This is a genomic window from Pseudomonas sp. P9_31 (assembly GCF_034008235.1).
Lineage (GTDB): Bacteria > Pseudomonadota > Gammaproteobacteria > Pseudomonadales > Pseudomonadaceae > Aquipseudomonas.
On the sequence record NZ_CP125375.1, the window covers coordinates 2,438,185 to 2,456,149 of the forward strand.

Below are 17,965 nucleotides of genomic sequence, written 5' to 3' on the forward strand. Positions count from 1 at the left end.
GGGATCTCATCAGTTTTTCCTTTCCAAAAACTCCCGGTACAACCGCGCCGTGTTGGCCGGCTGTTCAACCATCGGCATATGGCCGACACCGTCCCAGATTTCCACCTGCAGATCGGCGATGCCCTTGCTCCAGACCGGCACGCTGCTGACGTCGATCAAGCGGTCCTTGCGCCCCCACAGGAGCAGCGCCGGGCATTTGATGTCGGGCAGTTTCGGCTCCATCGGCGGGCTGGCGTGGAAGTCCCTGAAGATTTCTTCCAGTTCGTCGCGCTGTTGTTCATAGCGCTGGGCGACGGCGTCCAGCACGATCCCTGGCACCCATGGCGGGGAGGCCATGGTCATGGCGTAGAAGCTCTGGAACTCTTCACGGGAATGAATCAAGAACGGGTTGTGGCCGCGAGCCAGGTGTCGCTCCATGTCGCTGGGCTCCGGGGCGGTGACGCCGGCCGGGTCGAGCAACGCCAGCGAGACAATGCGCTCGGGATAATTGGCCGCCAGCCAGGCCGCGATGTAACCGCCCATGGAGTTGCCGATCACATGCACCTTCTCGACCCCGCAGACATCGAGCAACTGGATCAGCCGCTTGGCCTGAACCGGAATGTCATAACCGCCGCCGGCCTTGAAGCCGGTTTCGCCATGGCCGGCGAGGTCGGGAATGATCACCCGGTAGTCGTCGACAAAATGCCGGGCAAAGCGCAGCCAGACGTTCTTGTCGGCGCTGTAGCCATGCAGCATCAGCACACTGCTGGAGGCTTCGTAAGGCCCGCCTTGCCAGGTCGAGACGGTCATTTCGGTGATCGGCACGACGATCTTGTGCAACCGATACAGCCGGGCCTCCAGCGCCATGTTCAAGTCATAGAGCCAGTAACCGATGGCCGGGTAACTCAACCAGCTCCAGGCCACGAAGACTGCGATAACGACAACCAACAAAAGCATCAGGCGATTCCTTGCAGTGATCAGGACAGAATGTGGTCGGCAGGACTTTGCATGGACCTCCTCATCGTTGTTTATCGATCCCTCCCTTCATGTATAGACCAAACAGTGGGCACTCAGCTCATGGCGAGCCCACGCTATTCAGACCGCCAGCCGGTGATGGCTATTTGCCGGTGCCCTGATAGACTTCAAACACACTTTCAATCCCGTGTGTTGCCAGGCTCCGTTCAGTGGTACAGAGGCCTCTATGGAAAAAAAGGGAGGAAAGGGACTTTCACTGGCCAGGAGGCTTTATGGATCGCGAATCCTGGGTCTGGCCCTTGGATTATTGTGCGTCGGCGCAGGGATGTATCCACTCGACCCGGCGCCATGGGTCTGGGTGGTGATGCTGCTCAACGGGCTGCTCTGGCCGCATGTGGCTTATCAATGGGCGCGTCGGGCGAACGTTCCTCTCCACGTCGAACATCGCAACATCTTGGTGGACGCGTTTCTCGGCGGTTTCTGGGTGGCGGCCATGCAGTTCAATCCGCTGCCCAGCGCGGCAACGCTGTCGATGATGGCGATGCACAACGTGGCCATCGGCGGTTTGCGTTTTCTGTTGGTGGGCGCCGTCGCGCAAATGCTCGGGATAGGCCTCGGGTTGCTGGTGTTCATGCCGGCTTTTGTCCCGCAGACGAGTCCGTTTCAGCTGTACGCCTGTTTGCCTTTGCTGTCGATTTATCCGATGACCCTAGGCTGGATCTGTTTCCGTCAGGCCCATACCCTCGGCCGACACAAGCGCGAGTTGTTGGCCCTGAGCCGCACCGACAGCCTGACCTGCCGCTGGACCGCGCCGCGGTGGCGATGGATGCACTTCGTGATCGTTTTTCCACGTTGGGTTACGAGCAGAACCCGGCGCTGAAAGTCAGTCTGAGCATCGGCCTGGCGGCCTTCAACCCGGCCCACGACGATGCGACCCTATGGCTCAACGACGCCGACCAGGCGCTCTACGAAGCCAAGTCCACCGGCCGCAACCGCGTCATTTGCCATGGCGACGGCAAGCCGCGTAAGGCGTTGCTCGATTCGGTGTAGCCCAATCACCACACATCCCCTGTGCGGGCTTGCTCGCGAAAGCGGTGTGTCAGTCACATCCGTATTGAATGTGCCGCCGCCTTCGCGAGCAAGCCCACACATTGGAACTGTGACTAATCAGGTTTGTGTGTGTCGTATTGTGTATGGAGCCTTGCGGCGCAGTCAGGCAGGGTTTCAGGAAACCGACACGAAACAAGGATCGATTCATGACGTTCAAGCTCCCTCGTTCCCTCCTGGCCACCAGCCTCGGCCTGACCCTCGCCCTCGGCGCCTTCTCCCCCGCAGCCTTCGCCGAACCCCACAAACAAGTCCTCGCCGATGCCGAACAGTACAAGGGTGAAGCCCTGAAACTGCTGGAGCAGTTGGTGAACATCGACTCCGGCTCCAGTTATGAACCGGGTTTGACCCAGGTGAGTGACATCGTCATCGACGAGTTGAAGAAGCTTGGCGCCAGCATTGAACTCGTGCCCAACACCCCGGACGAGAGCAACCATGTGCTCGCCACCCTCAAAGGCACCGGCAAGGCGAAAATTCTGCTGATGGCGCACATGGACACCGTGTTCAAGGAAGGCTCGGCCGCTGAGCGCCCGTTCCACATCAAGGACGGCCGCGCCTATGGGTCGGGTGTGATGGACGACAAGGGCGGTATCGTCGCCGGGATCTACGCGCTGAAAGTCCTCAAGAACCTCGACTTCAAGGATTACGCGCAGATCACCTTCCTGCTCGACGCCAGCGAAGAAACCGGCTCGGGCGTCGCCACCGACCTGATCAAGAACACCACCAAGGCCCACGACGTGACCCTCAACCTCGAACCGGGGCGCCCGGCCGATGGCCTGGTGGTATGGCGCAAAGGCCGCGCCACCGCGGTGGTCGAGGTCAAAGGCAAGGCGGCTCACGCAGGGGTTGCGCCGCAATTGGGGCGCAACGCCGCGATGGAGGCCGCGCACCAGATACTGCAACTCGGCAAACTGGGGGACGCGCAGAAGAAAACCACCATCAACTTCACCGTGCTCAAGGCTGGCGACCGCACTAACGTGATTCCGGACCAAGCCACGGCCAAGGCTGATGTGCGAGCAGTGGTACCGGAAGAATTCGACCGGATCGAAAAGGACCTGGCGCGGGTTTCGAAGGACAAACTGATTGCCGATACGGAAGTCACCACCACCCTCAAGCGCGGATTGCCGCCGATGCCGCACACCGCAGAGTCGGATCGCTTGATGGCCATGGCCCAGGGGATTTACGGCGAAATTGGCCGTAAATTGACGGAGGAAGGCAGTGGTGGGGCAGCGGATGCCAGCCTCTCGGCCGGTGTAGGCACGCCGACGCTGGACGGGTTCGGGATTGTCGGCGGGAATATCCATACGTCTGAGGAATATGCCGAGGTCGAGAGCGTGGCGCCGCGGATTTATCTGTTGTCGCGGATGATTATGGAGTTGGCCAAGTAGTAATCGGCCAGACTCCAATATCAGACAGTTAAGGTGCGCAACCTGTGGGAGCGAGCCTGCTCGCGATGGCGGCGGTACATTCAGCATCAATGTTGGCTGACCCATCGCTATCGCGAGCAGGCTCGCTCCCACAGGGATCTGCAGTGTTTCGGCTTACTGCGTACTGCCTAGTCGATCGGCGTACCGACAAACACCTCAAGCCCCTCGGCATACGCCGTGAACGCATCGATCAGCGGAAACTGCGTGGCCTCCACCTGATCCGGCACCACCAGGTTGGTAAAGCTCCAGGCTACCGCCAGGGGTAGGGCGAATCCAGCATGCCGATCAGTTTCATTGAGCCTCTCCTTACAGACGGTCCTTGGGGATGGACAACCTTAGCCGAGGTTCAGTGACCTGCAAACGGTTTCGCGCTCATCCTCAGGCCTATTGTTCATCCTCGAAGGCTAATCCTCAAAGCCTGCCTGCTCATGAATCTCATCGACCTTCAATTCCAGTCGATAAGCCACGGCAATGAACAGCGCCTGGCACAGGCACAAGGTCGCGCTCAACGAGCGGAAGGCGAACGAGCTGCCTTCGTTGACCAGCAGCACGGTGTTGGCGCGTTTGGCCAGCGGCGAGAGGTTGCTGTCGGTGATGATCAGGGTTTTCGCCTGATGGTGCTGGGCAATGCGCAGGCAGTGCTGGGTTTCCTTGCCGTAGGGCGTGAAGCTGATGGCGATTACCAGGTCATTGGCGCGCACGCTGCGCATCTGCTCGCGGTAACTGCCACCGAGGCCCGACACCAGGTGGATGCGCTTGTTGGTGTGTTGCAGGTTGTAAACCAGGTAATCGGCCACCGCGAACGAGCGGCGCACCCCGACCACGTAGATGTTGTCGGCATTCACCACCAGGTCAACGGCCTTGTCGAAGGCCTGGTCATCGAGTTCCAGCCCCAACCGTTCGATACCCGACAGGGTGGCGTTGATGCATTCGCGTGCCAGGTCGCCGCCACTGGCCTTCTGGGACTTGTTGGCGATCATGCTGCGGATGCGTTGCTGGTAGTTCTGCACCGGCGTGGTTTTGTGGGTGTAGGCCTCGCGGAACAGCGCCTGCATTTCGCTGAACCCGCTGAACCCGAAGCGCTGGGAAAACCGCACGATGGCCGACGGGTGCACTTCGCATTCGCGGGCGATGTCGCTGATGCGGTCGACCATGATCCGGTCGCTCTGCTGGCTCATGTAGCTGGCGATGCGTTTGAGCTGGCGCGGCAGGCTTTCGTATTCGTTGGTGATCAGCTGCAACAGACGCTCGGCATTGATCGGGGGGCTGGCGAGATCGCTGTCGGGCGTGCTCTCGGTCGGAGCCGGCTGATCGGTGCGGGACATAAGAAATCCTTCTGGCTTGTTCTTATAGAGATGACGGATAGCGTCATCCCCTGACAATAGGTTGGCTGTGCGCAGTCTACAGGGTAGGCCGGAATAAAATCTTGAGCTTGCGCCCGGCGTGGGGTCTGCTGAAACGATGCACGGTGTCTGGAACGCTTGTGCAGAAGTTTATTGGAAAAAATATTCCACGTAAAAAATATTTAGAATAATTATTGATTGTTCGGTCCCGGTCGTTTTAGTCTGCATCCACCAAGAGTGTTCGGCGCCTGCATCGCCCCGAACGCAGGCTGATAAAAATAACAGGAGCCAGCATGGGCCAGACTCGTTTTGCCAGTGGGCGTCAATTGGATCTGATTTGCCTGGGGCGCCTTGGCGTCGACCTCTATGCGCAGCAAGTCGGAGCGCGGCTGGAGGATGTGAGCAGCTTCGCCAAATACCTCGGCGGTTCGTCCGCCAACATCGCCTTCGGCACCGCTCGGCTGGGTTTGAAGTCGGCGATGCTGAGCCGGGTAGGGGACGACCACATGGGCCGCTTCCTGGTTGAATCCCTGACCCGCGAAGGCTGCGACGTCAGCGGCATCAAGGTCGATCCGGAACGCCTGACCGCCATGGTCCTGCTGGGTCTCAAGGACCGTGAAACCTTTCCCCTGGTGTTCTACCGCGAAAACTGCGCCGACATGGCGTTGCGCGCCGAAGACGTCAGCGAAGCCTTCATCGCTTCCAGCAAAGCCTTGCTGATCACCGGCACCCATTTCTCCACCGACGGCGTCTACAAGGCGAGCATTCAGGCGCTGGACTACGCCGAGAAGCACAACGTCAAACGGGTGCTGGACATCGATTATCGCCCGGTACTCTGGGGCCTGGCCGGCAAGGCGGACGGTGAAACCCGCTTCGTCGCCGACCAGAACGTCAGCCAGCACGTGCAGAAAATCCTCCCGCGTTTCGACCTGATCGTCGGCACTGAAGAAGAATTCCTGATCGCCGGCGGCTCCGAGGATTTGCTCACCGCGCTGCGTAATGTCCGGCGCCTGAGCGCGGCAACGTTGGTGGTCAAGCTCGGCCCGCAAGGTTGCACGGTGATCCACGGGGTGATCCCGGCGCGTCTCGAAGACGGCGCGATCTATCCCGGCGTGCGCGTCGTAGTGCTGAATGTGCTGGGGGCCGGCGATGCCTTCATGTCGGGTTTCCTCAGCGGTTGGCTGGAGGACGCCAGCGACGAGCGCTGCTGCCAGTTGGCCAATGCCTGCGGCGGTCTGGTGGTATCGCGCCATGCCTGCGCCCCGGCGATGCCGACCCGCGCCGAACTCGATTACCTGTTCAACAGCCCGGTGCCGATCACCCGGCCGGATCAGGACGCGGTGTTGCAGCGTCTGCATCAGGTCAGTGTGCCGCGCAAACAGTGGAAGCAACTGTTCATCTTCGCCTTCGATCATCGCGGGCAACTGGTGGAGCTGGCCCACAAGGGCGGGCGCGACCTGAGCGCTATCGGCGAACTCAAACAACTCTTTATCAAAGCGGTGGAGCGGGTCGAAGCGGATTTGTGTGAGCAGGGTGTCGACGCCGATGTCGGCTTGCTGGCCGATCAACGTTTCGGCCAGGACTCGCTGAACGCCGCCACCGGTCGCGGCTGGTGGGTGGCACGACCGGTGGAGGTACAGGGCTCGCGGCCATTGGCGTTCGAGCACGGGCGCTCGATCGGTAGCAACCTGATCGCCTGGCCGCAAGAACAGATCATCAAATGCCTGGTGCAATTCCATCCCGACGATGAGCCGTTGCTGCGTCTGGAACAGGAAGCGCAGATCAAGGGTTTGTATCAGGCGTCGCAAGTCAGCGGGCATGAATTGCTGCTGGAGATCATTCCGCCCAAGGATCACCCGTCGACGCATCCGGACGTGCTGTATCGCGCCCTCAAACGCCTCTACAACCTGGGCATTTACCCGGCGTGGTGGAAGATCGAAGCGCAAAGCGCTGAGGAATGGAAACAACTCGACGAACTGATTCAGGAACGTGATCCGTATTGCCGTGGTGTCGTGCTGTTGGGTTTGAATGCGCCGGCGGCGGCGTTGGCCGAAGGGTTTCAGCAAGCCAGCCAGAGCCAGACTTGCCGAGGTTTTGCCGTAGGCCGGACGATTTTCCAGGAACCGAGCCGCGCGTGGATGGCCGGTGAAATCGACGACGAAACGCTGATCCGCCAGGTGCAGGGCACGTTCGTCGAACTGATCGAAGCCTGGCGCAAAGCCCGGAGTTGAACATTTTCAATGTGTGAACACTGAATCTGTGGGAGCGAGCCTGCTCGCGATTGCGGACTGACAGTCAATATTAACGTCGCCTGACACACCGCTATCGCGAGCAGGCTCGCTCCCACAGGGTCCAGCGTCGTTCTTACTGATTTGTGTAAAACAATAAAAGGTGCAGCCATGCCCGCTATCCGAATTGGCATCAACCCGATTTCTTGGAGCAACGACGACCTGCCGTCCCTTGGCGGCGAGACGCCGTTGAGCACCGCCCTCAGCGAGGGCAAGGACATCGGCTACGAAGGTTTCGAACTCAACGGCAAATTCCCCAAGGATGCCAAAGGCGTCGGCGACGTGCTGCGGCCCTACGATCTGGCGCTGGTCTCCGGTTGGTATTCCAGCCGTCTGGCCCGCCGCTCCGTGGCCGAGGAAATCGACGCCATCGGCAGCCATGTCGAGCTGCTGGCGAAGAACGGCGCCAAGGTGCTGGTCTATGGCGAAGTCGCCGACTCCATTCAAGGCCAGCGCATTCCATTGGTCGAGCGCCCGCGTTTTCACACCGAGCAGGCATGGCAGGAGTACGCCGACAAACTTACCGAACTGGCGCGCTTCACCCTGTCCCAAGGCGTGCGCCTGGCGTATCACCACCACATGGGGGCCTACGTCGAATCCCCGGCGGACATCGACAAACTGATGGCATTGACCGGCAGCGAAGTCGGCCTGCTGTTCGATTCGGGCCACTGCTACATGGGCGGCGGCGAGCCGTTGCAGGTGCTGCGCAAACACATCGAACGCATCTGCCACGTGCATTTCAAGGACGTGCGCAAACCGGTGGTGCAACTGGCGCGCAATAACCTGTGGAGCTTCCCGGACTGCATCATCAACGGCACGTTCGCCGTGCCCGGTGATGGCGACATCGACTTCGGCGCCTTGCTTGATGTGCTGCTGACTGCCGATTACCACGGCTGGCTGGTGGTCGAGGCCGAGCAGGATCCGGCGGTGGCACCGAGTTACGTTTACGCCAAAAAAGGCTACGACACCTTACGTGCGCTGCTCAATGAGAGGACCGCGCGATGAGCCTGTTGGTCAAAAGCAATGCGCGCGGCCGGACCATGGTCGAGCTGGGGCCGGGTGAGCTGGAATACGTCGGCTTCGCCGCTTACCGCCTGAGCCTCGGTGAAACCCTGCCGGTCAGCGCCGGCGACAAGGAGCTGTGCCTGGTGTTGCTCAGTGGTCGGGTCAGCGTCAAAGGCGAAGCGCCGGGGCAGGGTGCGTTCGATTGGGACAACATCGGTGATCGCCAATCGGTCTTCGAAGACAAATCCCCGTTCGCGGTGTACTTGCCGCCCGGCAGCCAGGCGCAAGTGGTCGCGCTCAGCGACGTGCAAATCGCCGTCTGCGCCGCCCCCGGTTCGACCACCGAAAACCTCGGCCCACGGCTGATCAAACCCGACAGCATGAAGCGCAGCGTGCGCGGCAAGGGCGCCAACACCCGTTACGTCTGCGACATCCTGCCAGACACCGAGCCGGCCCATTCGCTGCTGGTGGTGGAAGTGCGCACGCCGTCCGGGCACTCGTCGAGCTATCCGCCGCACAAGCACGACACCGATGATCTGCCGCACCAGAGCTTTCTCGAAGAAACCTATTACCACCAGATCAACCCGCCCCAGGGCTTCGTGTTCCAGCGGGTCTACACCGACGATCGCAGCATCGATCAGGCCATGGCCGTGGAAAACAGCGACCTGGTCGTCGTACCCAAGGGCTATCACCCGGTCAGCGTGCCCTACGGCTATGAGTCGTATTACCTGAACGTGATGGCCGGCCCGAAACGCGTCTGGCAGTTCCATAACGATCCGCAGCACAGCTGGCTGCTCGATCTCTGAATTACAACGCCTGAATTTGAACATTCGAACGGAGAACAAGCGCAATGAGCGACGCCCAGGTAATAGGCCATTACATCGACGGTCAAGTGCAGGATAGCGGCAGCGAGCGGTTCAGCAATGTCTTCAACCCGGCCACCGGCAGCGTTCAGGCGCGGGTCGGGCTGGCCAGCCAGAAGACCGTGGATGACGCCGTCGCCTCGGCCCTGAAGGCGTTCCCGGCGTGGTCCGAGCAATCGTCCCTGCGCCGTTCGCGGGTAATGTTCAAGTTCAAGGAATTGCTCGACCGCCATCACAACGAACTGGCCGAAATCATCAGCCGCGAACACGGCAAGGTTCTTTCGGACGCCAAGGGCGAAGTGACCCGTGGCATCGAAATCGTCGAGTACGCCTGTGGCGCGCCGAACCTGCTGAAAACCGATTTCAGCGACAACATCGGCGGTGGCATCGACAACTGGAACCTGCGTCAGCCGTTGGGTGTTTGTGCCGGCGTTACCCCATTCAACTTCCCGGTGATGGTGCCGCTGTGGATGATTCCGCTGGCGCTGGTCACCGGTAACTGCTTCATCCTCAAACCCTCCGAGCGAGATCCATCGGCCAGTTTGCTGATGGCCCGTTTGCTCACCGAGGCCGGATTGCCGGACGGTGTGTTCAACGTGGTCCAGGGCGACAAGAGCGCGGTCGATGCCTTGCTGCAACATCCGGACATCGAGGCGATTTCCTTTGTCGGCTCGACACCGATTGCCGAATACATCCACCAGCAAGCGACCTCACGCGGCAAACGCGTACAGGCGCTGGGCGGGGCGAAGAACCACATGATCGTCATGCCCGACGCCGATCTGGATCAAGCGGCAGATGCGTTGATCGGCGCGGCGTACGGTTCGGCCGGCGAGCGCTGCATGGCGATTTCGATTGCCGTGGCGGTGGGCGATGTCGGCGACCAGTTGATTGCCAAACTGCTGCCGCGCATCGATCAACTGAAAGTCGGCAACGGCTTGCAGGGCGACAGCGACATGGGGCCGCTGGTGACCGCCGAGCACAAGGCCAAGGTCGAAGGTTTTATCGGCGAAGGCGTGGCCCAGGGCGCGCAGCTGATTGTCGACGGGCGCAACTTCAAGGTGCCGGGCGCCGAGAACGGCTTCTTCGTCGGCGCGACGCTGTTCGATAACGTCACGACCGAGATGAGCATCTACCAGCAAGAGATCTTCGGGCCGGTGCTGGGCATCGTGCGCGTGCCGGACTTCGCCAGCGCCGTGGCGTTGATCAACGCCCATGAGTTCGGCAACGGTGTGTCGTGTTTCACCAGCGACGGCGGCATCGCCCGGTCGTTTGCCCGCAGCATCAAGGTCGGCATGGTCGGCATCAACGTACCGATTCCGGTGCCCATGGCCTGGCACTCGTTCGGCGGCTGGAAGCGCTCGCTGTTCGGTGATCACCACGCGTATGGCGAAGAAGGCATTCGCTTCTACAGCCGCTACAAAAGCGTGATGCAGCGCTGGCCCGACAGCATCGTCAAGGGCCCTGAATTCAGCATGCCGACAGCCAAATAATTCACTTGTGCGGAGAACAACAATAATGAGCAAACCCCTGCGTTTCGCCCTGAACCGTATGGTCGCCCCACGTTTGTCCCTGCCGGCGTTCATCGAGTTGGCGGTGACCCTCAAGGCCGACGCCATCGAGATCCGCAACGACCTCAAGGGTGTCGAGATCGAAGACGGCACCGCACCCGAGCACGTCCGTGAGTTGTGCGCAGCCAAAGGCATCACCGTGTTGTCGATCAATGCGCTGTATCCGTTCGATCTCTGGAATGACGAGCGCCGTGCACACGCGCTCAAGCTCGCCGCTTATGCCCGTGATTGCGGCGCGCAGGGTTTGGTCATGTGCCCGTTGAACGACCGCGCCGATCCACGAACCGAAGCGCAGCGTGCTTCTGGGTTGCGCACGGCGCTGAGCGAACTGGCGCCGATCCTGCGCGATCACGGCATCCTCGGCTTCATCGAACCGCTGGGTTTCGAAGAATGCTCGCTGCGGCGCAAACGCACGGCGGTCGATGCGATCAAGGCGATTGGCGGGCTGGACGTGTTCCGTCTGGTGCATGACACCTTTCACCATCACCTGGCCAGCGAACATGAATTCTTCCCCGAGCTGACCGGCCTGGTGCACATCTCCGGTGTCGAAGATGCCGAGGCGCCGCTGGCGACCATCCGCGACGGCCATCGGGTGCTGGTGGGCGAGGGCGACATCCTTGGCAACGCGGCACAGATCGACACCTTGCTCAGTACCGGCTACAGCGGCTACCTGTCGTTCGAACCGTTCGCCGACAGCGTCCATGGCCTGGCGGATATCCAGACGGCGATCGGCGCGAGCATGGATCACCTGCAGAAATCCCTGGCCTGACAACGCTTTCGGGCTGATGGAGATCAACTGTGGGAGCGAGCCTGCTCGCGATGAGGGCGGCACATTCAACATTTATATTGCCTGACACACCGCAATCGCGAGCAGGCTCGCTCCCACAGGGTTTCTTCACGTATTGAAGGATCGGATATGACCACAACAAGACTGACCATGGCCCAGGCCCTGGTGAAATTCCTCGATAACCAGTACATCGAGGTCGATGGCGTTCAGAGCAAATTCGTCGCCGGGATCTTTACCATTTTCGGCCACGGTAATGTGCTGGGTCTGGGGCAAGCCTTGGAACAGGACAGCGGCGACCTGATCGTCCATCAGGGGCGCAACGAACAAGGCATGGCCCACGCCGCCATCGGTTTCGCCAAGCAACACCTTCGGCGCAAGATCTACGCCTGTTCTTCATCGGTGGGCCCGGGGGCAGCGAACATGCTGACCGCTGCCGCGACGGCCACCGCCAACCGTATTCCCTTGCTGCTGTTGCCCGGCGACGTTTATGCCTGCCGCCAACCGGACCCGGTGCTGCAACAGATCGAGCAGTTCCACGACCTGAGCATCAGCACCAACGATGCGTTCAAGGCCGTGAGCAAATACTGGGACCGCATCAACCGTCCCGAGCAATTGATGACGGCGGCGATCCACGCCATGCGCGTGCTTACCGACCCCGCCGAAACCGGCGCCGTGACCCTGGCCTTGCCGCAAGACGTGCAGGCCGAGGCTTACGACTATCCCGATTACTTCCTGCAAAAACGCGTGCACCGCATCGAGCGCCGTCCGGCCACCGAAGCGATGCTCGGTGATGCGTTGGCGCTGTTCAAAGGCAAACGCAAGCCACTGATCATCTGCGGCGGCGGGGTCAAATACTCCGGCGCCAATGCAGCGTTGCAGGCATTCGCCGAGCGTTTCGATATCCCCTTCGCCGAAACCCAGGCCGGCAAGAGCGCGGTGGTGTCCAGCCATCCGCTGAACGTCGGCGGGATCGGCGAAACCGGTTGCCTGGCGGCGAACCTGTTGGCCAAGGACGCTGATTTGATCATCGGTGTCGGCACCCGCTACAGCGATTTCACCACCGCGTCGAAATCCTTGTTCAAACACCCGGACGTGCAATTCCTCAACCTCAATATCAGCCCCTGCGACGCCCTGAAACTCGATGGCGTGCAACTGCTGGCGGACGCCAAAACCAGCTTGAACGCCTTGGCCGCTGTGTTGGGCGACTATCGCTCCGGCTGGGGCGATCAACCCCGGCAGGCCCGGGCGCAGTTGGACGAGGAAGTGGACCGCATCTATCAGGTCGAGTACCAGACCCAGGACTTCGTTCCGGAAATCAACGACCACCTGGACCCGGCGGTGCTGCGCGAATTCATCGAGCTGACCGGTTCCTGCCTGACCCAAAGCCGGGTACTCGGCGTGCTCAATGAAATCCTGGCCGATGACGCCGTAATCGTCGCCGCCGCCGGCAGTTTGCCCGGTGACCTGCAGCGCAGCTGGCGCAGCAAGGGCGTGAACACTTACCACGTCGAGTACGGTTATTCGTGCATGGGTTACGAGGTGAATGCCGCACTGGGCGTGAAGCTCGCCGAGCCTGAGCGCGAGGTCTATGCGCTGGTGGGCGACGGCTCCTACATGATGCTGCACTCGGAACTGGCGACCTCGATCCAGGAGCGGCGCAAGATCAACGTGGTGCTGCTGGACAACATGACCTTCGGCTGCATCAACAACTTGCAAATGGAACACGGCATGGACAGCTTCGGCACCGAGTTCCGTTTCCGTAATCCGGAAACCGGCAAGCTCGATGGCGGCTTCATGCCGGTGGATTTCGCCATGAGCGCTGCGGCTTACGGCTGCAAGACCTACAAAGTGAACACCGTTGAAGAGTTGCAAGCCGCGTTGGCGGATGCTCGGTTGCAGACGGTGTCGACGCTGATCGACATCAAGGTCCTGCCCAAAACCATGATTCACAAATACCTGTCGTGGTGGCGGGTCGGCGTGGCGCAGGTCTCGACCAGCGCCCGCACCGACGCGGTGGCCAAGACCCTCAACGAGCGACTGGCCAAGGCCCGTCAATACTGATTGCCCTGAACGAACCCACAGGAGTGTTTACATGTCTTTGCTTTCCAATTCATTGCGCATTGGCGTCATCGGCACCGGGGCCATCGGCCAGGATCACATCCGTCGTTGCAGCCAGACCTTGCTCAATAGCCAGGTCGTTGCGGTCACCGACATCAATTTGCAGCAAGCGGCCAAGGTCGTCTCCGACCTGAAACTGACCGCCGAGGTCTATCCCGACGGCCACGCGCTGATCAAGGCGCCGGAAGTCGAGGCGATCCTCGTCACCTCCTGGGGCCCGAGCCACGAAGAATTTGTACTGGCTGCGATTGCGGCGGGCAAACCGGTGTTCTGCGAGAAGCCATTGGCCGTCACCGCCGAAGGCTGTCGCAAGATCGTTGAGGCCGAAGTGGCCCATGGCAAACGGCTGGTGCAGGTCGGTTTCATGCGCCCGTACGATGAAGGGTATCGGGCGTTGAAAGCCGTGATCGACAGCGGCCAGATCGGCGAACCGTTGATGCTGCATTGCGCTCACCGTAACCCGACCGTGGGTGAGAACTACAAGACCGACATGGCGATCACCGACACACTGATCCATGAGCTGGACGTATTGCGCTGGTTGCTCGACGACGATTACGTGTCGGTGCAAGTGGTGTTCCCGCGCAAGACCAGCAAGGCTCACGCCCATTTGAAAGACCCGCAGATCGTGCTGCTGGAAACCGCCAAGGGCACGCGCATCGATGTGGAAGTGTTCGTCAACTGCCAGTACGGCTACGACATTCAGTGCGAAGTGGTGGGGGAGACGGGCATCGCCAAACTGCCGGAACCGTCGCAGGTTCAATTGCGCAGCGGGGCGAAGCTGTCCAATGCGATTCTGATGGACTGGAAGGACCGGTTCATCGCCGCGTATGACGTCGAGTTGCAGGCGTTCATCGATGGCGTGCGGGCCGGGCAGGTGGGCGGACCGTCGGCGTGGGACGGTTTCGCTGCCGCAGTCGCTGCGGATGCATGCATCGAAGCGCAGAACAGCGGCCAGATTGTAAATGTCGGCCTGCCAGACCGCCCACACTTCTACGACTAACCGATCGTTCCCACGCAGAGCGCCGATCGTTCCCACGCTCCGCGTGGGAATGCATCCCGTGACGCTCCGCGTCACAAAGCGGACGCGGAGCGTCCATGGCGGCGTTCCCACGCAGAGCGTGGGAACGATCAACGTCAAGTGATGGAGAACAACATGCGCATCGCACTAGACCCCTACATGTACCGCAACCTGTCCCTGGGCAAGATGGTCGACAAGGTCGCCGAGCTCGGTTACGAACACATCGAGCTGTCGCCCCGGGAAGATTTCCTGCCGTTCTATAAAGCCCCGCGGGTCGACAAGGCGCGAATCAAGGAATTTCGCAAAGCCCTGAGCGACACCGGGGTCAAACTCTCTTCTTTATTACCGATGTACCACTGGGCCGCCGCCGACGAAGGCTTGCGCGTGGCCGCGGTGCGCAACTGGAAGAGGGCGATCCAGATTGCCGTGGAGATGGACTGCGAACTGGTCAACACCGAGTTCACCGGCCAGTCGGACAACCCGCTGGTGTGCGAGAACCAGTTCATGCGTTCCATGGACGAACTGATCCCCGAGTTCGAACGCGAAGGCATCAAGCTCGATATCCAGGCCCATCCTTATGATTTCTGCGAGCGCAACAACGAGTCGGTGGACATCATTCGTGGTCTGGACCGTGACTGGATCAACTACCTCTACGCCGCGCCACACACGTTTTTCTACGACGATGGCCAGGGTGACATCGCCTCGATGCTCAAGTACGCCGGGTCGAAACTGAGCCACCTGATCATTGCCGACACCTACAACCACAAGGCGTCCTCGGGCTTGCGCTACATCGTCAACCCGCCGGGCGTCACCGCCACCGTGCACCAGCATCTGGACATCGGCCAGGGCGAGGTCGATTGGGAAGCGTTTTTCGGCACCTTGCGCGAGATCAAGTTCGATGGCATCGCCACCGTCTCGGTGTTCGCCTGGGAAGACCGGCCGGATGAGTCCAACCGGATGATGCTCGAGCGCGTCAAAAGCGAACTCTGTCGCTGACGGACCTTACACAAAACCTGTGGGAGCGGGCTTGCCCGCGATGACGGCGACACATTCAACATCTCAGTGATTGTCAGACCGCTATCGCGGGCAAGCCCGCTCCCACAGGGGGTGTGTTCTATAAGGAGAATACTTTCATGCGTATCGGACTTGTCGGTTACGGCCATGGCGGCCGGTTTTTCCATGCGCCGCTGATCAGCAGTTTGCCGGCGGCGACCTTCGTGGGCGTGGTCACCCGATCCGCCGAGCGCCGGCAATGGCTGGCCACGGAACACCCCGGCGTGCCGGCCTTCGACAGCATCGGCCAACTGGTCGAAGCGGGGGTCGATGTGCTGGTGGTGTCCACGCCGCTCAAAGGTCGCCCGGCGCTGGTGCTCGACGCCATCGAACACGGGGTGGCGGTGGTCAGCGACAAACCGTTCGCCGCCGACACGCAACAGGCGCAAACCCTGATCACCATGGCCGAGCGTCAGGGGGTGCAACTGAGCGTCTACCAGAACCGGCGCTGGGACTCGGACTTTCTCACCGTGCGCAAACTCATCGAGTCCGGTGCGCTGGGGCAGGTCATCCGTTTCGAATCGCGGATCGAGCGCTACTCGCCACAGTCGGTGAACAACGGCAGCGGCGGTGGTTTTCTGCGCGATCTGGGCAGCCATCTGGTGGATCAGGCGCTGCTGTTGTTCGGTCCCGTCGCCCGGGTTTATGCCGAACTGGATTACCTCGAAAAAGATCAGCCCTTCGACAACGGCTTCTTTATGTCCCTGACCCATGCCAATGGGGTGATCTCGCACCTGGGTGGCAGTTGTCTGCAAAGCACTCCTGGCCCGCGTTTTCGCGTGACCGGCACCCAGGGCTGCTACAGCGTCGACGGTCTGGACGGGCAAGAGGCGTCGACCCTGGCCGGGCTCACGCCCAAATCCGAGGGCGAGCGCTGGGGCGTCGAAGAGCATCGTCGCTGGGGCTGGTTCGAACAAGGCGAGGTGCGCGAGCGGGTGCCGTCCGAGCGAGGCTGCTGGAACCAGTTCTATTTGCAGCTACAAACCGCGTTACAGAGCGGTGGCCCACTGCCGGTCGAGGCCCGTGATGCACTGGCGACCACCCGCGTGCTAGACGCTGCGCGGCTCAGTTTCGAGGGGCATCAAGTGGTGGCGTTGAGCCCGTTCGAGAGCCATGGAATAAAACCAGAATAAAATTCTAAAATGAGTTGATATAGAAATTATTTTCCAATAAAGTCGTTTCCAGGTTGCCGACTATCAACGTCCGATCACGCTCAAGCAGGCCTTGAACGAGTGAAGGACGCACCAAAAACAAGAAACAAAAGCCAGGTACCGTCGATGAAAACCTTCAACTCTGCTCTGCATGCTTTACGTTGCGCGCTGCACCTCTCTCGCGACCTGCCTCGCGTCTCGTTTCATTCCATCTCTCGCTTGCTTTGCGTCGAACGCAAGGGCGCCCTGGTCTGCTGTATTCCGGGTGCACCGATTGTCCGCTTGCCCACTTACTGAAATCGTCACGCCTTATCCATAAAACCAACAAGAATGTGGAGAAAGACCTTTCATGAAGACCAAGATCCGTTTCGCCTCACTGGCCTTGTCCCTGATGCTCGCCAGCGGCGCCGCCCTCGCTGACATGAAGATCGGCGTCAGCATGGCGCAGTTCGATGACACCTGGCTGACCTACCTGCGCGAGTCCATGGACACAAAAGCCAAGTCCTATCCCGATGGCGTCAAGCTGCAGTTCGAAGACGCCCGCAGCGACGTGGTCAGGCAGTTGAGCCAGGTAGAAAGCTTCATCAGCCAGAAGGTCGACGCCATTGTGGTCAACCCGGTGGATACCGCCGCTACCAGGAAAATCACTGAAGCAGCGGTCAAGGCCGGCATTCCGCTGGTGTACGTCAATCGTCGTCCCGATGACCTGAACCTGCCCAAAGGCGTGGTCACTGTCGCCTCCAACGATCTGGAGGCCGGCCAGATGCAGATGCAGTACCTGGCCGACAAGATGGGCGGCAAGGGCGACATCGTGATTCTGCTGGGTGATTTGGCCAACAACTCCACCACTAACCGCACCAAGGGCGTAAAGGAGGTGCTGGCCAAGTACCCGAACATCAAGATCGAGCAAGAGCAGAGCGGCATCTGGTCGCGAGACAAGGGCATGACCCTGGTCAACGACTGGCTGACCCAGGGCCGCAAGTTCGACGCGGTCGTCTCCAACAACGACGAGATGGCGATTGGCGCGGCCATGGCCTTGCAACAGGCGGGTGTCGCCAAAGGTAGCGTGCTGATCGCCGGTGTCGACGGTACGCCCGACGGTTTGAACGCGGTGAAGAAGGGCTCTCTGGTGGTTTCGGTGTTCCAGGACGCCAAGGGTCAGGCCGATGGTTCGGTCGACACGGCGGTGAAAATGGCCAAAAACGAACCGGTCGAGCAGGCCGTGTGGGTGCCGTATCGCTTGATCACCCTGCAAAACGTTGACCAGTTCAAATAATCCGTCC

The 17,965-nt window shown here is 60.7% G+C and carries 13 protein-coding genes and 2 pseudogenes; 12 read left to right on the forward strand and 3 right to left on the reverse strand.

Features of this window, described 5'->3' with window-relative positions; all coding sequences use genetic code 11:
- Positions 1-9 precede the first annotated feature (9 nt).
- Positions 10-936: an alpha/beta fold hydrolase gene (locus QMK51_RS10955; protein ID WP_320394037.1), complete on the reverse strand. Its 927-nt coding sequence runs from the start codon at positions 934-936 to the stop codon at positions 10-12.
- Positions 937-1,180: 244 nt separating this feature from the next.
- Between QMK51_RS10955 and QMK51_RS10960 the strand changes: the two are divergent.
- Positions 1,181-2,004, forward strand: a pseudogene (locus QMK51_RS10960) (MASE2 domain-containing protein).
- A gap of 206 nt (positions 2,005-2,210) precedes the next feature.
- A complete protein-coding gene (locus QMK51_RS10965; protein WP_320394038.1) occupies positions 2,211-3,449 on the forward strand; it encodes a M20/M25/M40 family metallo-hydrolase in 1,239 nt (412 codons plus the stop codon).
- 167 nt (positions 3,450-3,616) lie between these two features.
- Here the strand turns inward: QMK51_RS10965 and QMK51_RS10970 are convergent.
- Positions 3,617-3,751: pseudogene (locus QMK51_RS10970) on the reverse strand (glutathione S-transferase); the annotation flags it as partial.
- A gap of 141 nt (positions 3,752-3,892) precedes the next feature.
- Positions 3,893-4,813: a MurR/RpiR family transcriptional regulator gene (locus QMK51_RS10975; protein ID WP_258700117.1), complete on the reverse strand. Its 921-nt coding sequence runs from the start codon at positions 4,811-4,813 to the stop codon at positions 3,893-3,895.
- Between the two features lie 311 nt (positions 4,814-5,124).
- On the opposite strand from QMK51_RS10975, the gene QMK51_RS10980 reads away from it, so the two are divergent.
- The 10 genes from QMK51_RS10980 to QMK51_RS11025 all read left to right on the forward strand — a co-directional run bounded on the left by QMK51_RS10980 (position 5,125) and on the right by QMK51_RS11025 (position 17,958).
- Positions 5,125-7,062, forward strand: coding sequence for a bifunctional 5-dehydro-2-deoxygluconokinase/5-dehydro-2-deoxyphosphogluconate aldolase (locus QMK51_RS10980; RefSeq protein WP_320394039.1), 1,938 nt, complete (start codon positions 5,125-5,127; stop codon positions 7,060-7,062).
- A gap of 168 nt (positions 7,063-7,230) precedes the next feature.
- The gene (iolE, locus tag QMK51_RS10985; protein ID WP_320394040.1) at positions 7,231-8,124 is read left to right on the forward strand and encodes a myo-inosose-2 dehydratase; all 894 of its coding nucleotides are present in this window, start codon (positions 7,231-7,233) and stop codon (positions 8,122-8,124) included.
- Positions 8,121-8,930 (forward strand): 5-deoxy-glucuronate isomerase, encoded by an 810-nt coding sequence (gene iolB, locus QMK51_RS10990; RefSeq protein ID WP_320394041.1) that lies wholly within the window; start codon positions 8,121-8,123, stop codon positions 8,928-8,930. Before iolE ends, iolB begins: the two co-directional genes overlap by 4 nt.
- Before the next feature lie 44 nt (positions 8,931-8,974).
- Positions 8,975-10,477, forward strand: a complete 1,503-nt coding sequence (locus QMK51_RS10995) for a CoA-acylating methylmalonate-semialdehyde dehydrogenase (RefSeq protein ID WP_320394042.1) — start codon at positions 8,975-8,977, stop codon at positions 10,475-10,477.
- Between the two features lie 25 nt (positions 10,478-10,502).
- Positions 10,503-11,324: a TIM barrel protein gene (locus tag QMK51_RS11000; RefSeq protein WP_320394043.1), complete on the forward strand. Its 822-nt coding sequence runs from the start codon at positions 10,503-10,505 to the stop codon at positions 11,322-11,324.
- Between the two features lie 147 nt (positions 11,325-11,471).
- Positions 11,472-13,403 carry a 3D-(3,5/4)-trihydroxycyclohexane-1,2-dione acylhydrolase (decyclizing) gene (gene iolD / locus QMK51_RS11005; protein ID WP_320394044.1) on the forward strand — a complete coding sequence of 644 codons (1,932 nt, stop codon included), beginning with the start codon at positions 11,472-11,474 and terminating at the stop codon, positions 13,401-13,403.
- 31 nt (positions 13,404-13,434) lie between these two features.
- Positions 13,435-14,460 (forward strand): Gfo/Idh/MocA family oxidoreductase, encoded by a 1,026-nt coding sequence (locus QMK51_RS11010; protein ID WP_320394045.1) that lies wholly within the window; start codon positions 13,435-13,437, stop codon positions 14,458-14,460.
- A gap of 153 nt (positions 14,461-14,613) precedes the next feature.
- Entirely contained in the window at positions 14,614-15,474 is an 861-nt protein-coding gene (locus tag QMK51_RS11015; protein ID WP_320394046.1) for a sugar phosphate isomerase/epimerase, read from the forward strand.
- 137 nt (positions 15,475-15,611) lie between these two features.
- Positions 15,612-16,664, forward strand: coding sequence for a Gfo/Idh/MocA family oxidoreductase (locus tag QMK51_RS11020; protein ID WP_320394047.1), 1,053 nt, complete (start codon positions 15,612-15,614; stop codon positions 16,662-16,664).
- A gap of 367 nt (positions 16,665-17,031) precedes the next feature.
- Positions 17,032-17,958: a sugar ABC transporter substrate-binding protein gene (locus QMK51_RS11025; RefSeq protein WP_320394048.1), complete on the forward strand. Its 927-nt coding sequence runs from the start codon at positions 17,032-17,034 to the stop codon at positions 17,956-17,958.
- The last annotated feature ends 7 nt before the right edge of the window (positions 17,959-17,965 follow it).

Bases quoted from the DNA above. Each gene is read 5' to 3' on its own strand.
- QMK51_RS10955 (WP_320394037.1), bottom strand. From the start codon at position 936: ATGCTTTTGTTGGTTGTCGTTATCGCAGTCTTCGTGGCCTGGAGCTGG.
- QMK51_RS11020 (WP_320394047.1), top strand. From the start codon at position 15,612: ATGCGTATCGGACTTGTCGGTTACGGCCATGGCGGCCGGTTTTTCCAT.
- QMK51_RS11000 (WP_320394043.1), top strand. From the start codon at position 10,503: ATGAGCAAACCCCTGCGTTTCGCCCTGAACCGTATGGTCGCCCCACGT.
- QMK51_RS11010 (WP_320394045.1), top strand. From the start codon at position 13,435: ATGTCTTTGCTTTCCAATTCATTGCGCATTGGCGTCATCGGCACCGGG.
- QMK51_RS10980 (WP_320394039.1), top strand. From the start codon at position 5,125: ATGGGCCAGACTCGTTTTGCCAGTGGGCGTCAATTGGATCTGATTTGC.
- iolE (WP_320394040.1), top strand. From the start codon at position 7,231: ATGCCCGCTATCCGAATTGGCATCAACCCGATTTCTTGGAGCAACGAC.
- QMK51_RS10995 (WP_320394042.1), top strand. From the start codon at position 8,975: ATGAGCGACGCCCAGGTAATAGGCCATTACATCGACGGTCAAGTGCAG.
- QMK51_RS11025 (WP_320394048.1), top strand. From the start codon at position 17,032: ATGAAGACCAAGATCCGTTTCGCCTCACTGGCCTTGTCCCTGATGCTC.
- QMK51_RS11015 (WP_320394046.1), top strand. From the start codon at position 14,614: ATGCGCATCGCACTAGACCCCTACATGTACCGCAACCTGTCCCTGGGC.
- QMK51_RS10975 (WP_258700117.1), bottom strand. From the start codon at position 4,813: ATGTCCCGCACCGATCAGCCGGCTCCGACCGAGAGCACGCCCGACAGC.
- iolB (WP_320394041.1), top strand. From the start codon at position 8,121: ATGAGCCTGTTGGTCAAAAGCAATGCGCGCGGCCGGACCATGGTCGAG.
- iolD (WP_320394044.1), top strand. From the start codon at position 11,472: ATGACCACAACAAGACTGACCATGGCCCAGGCCCTGGTGAAATTCCTC.
- QMK51_RS10965 (WP_320394038.1), top strand. From the start codon at position 2,211: ATGACGTTCAAGCTCCCTCGTTCCCTCCTGGCCACCAGCCTCGGCCTG.